Genomic DNA, 380 nt, shown 5'->3' with positions numbered 1-380 from the left:
AAGCCCTCAAGCCCGTCTACACGGCGACCGAAGCCGCCGCCCGGGAACGCTTCGCCGAGTTCGCGCAGGCATGGGGCGGGAAGTATCCGGCCATCATCCGACTGTGGGACCAGGCCTGGGCGGAGTTGTGCCATCCCTGGCCTTCGACGCCGAGATCCGCACCGTCATCTGCCCCACCAACGCCATCGAGTCCGTCAACGCCCGGATCCGCCGAGCCGTCCGAGCCCGCGGCCAGTCCCCCAACGAGGGCGCCGCCCTCAAATGCGTCTACCTCGCAGTGATGAGCCTTGACCCGACCGGGCAGGGCCGCCGGCGATGGACCATGCGCTGGAAACCCGCCCTGAACGCCTTCGAGTGGCCTTCGAAGGCCGCCTGACCGC

Annotated in this window: 1 pseudogene; it reads left to right on the top strand. The window is 69.5% G+C overall.

Going from position 1 to position 380, the window contains the following annotated elements:
- Nucleotides 1-380: pseudogene (locus tag AC5RWQ_RS30770) on the top strand (transposase); the annotation flags it as partial.

The organism is Micromonospora sp. BS32, from assembly GCF_059089345.1.
Note: the sequence above shows the minus strand (reverse complement) of the source record. Positions and strands in the feature narration are given on the sequence as shown.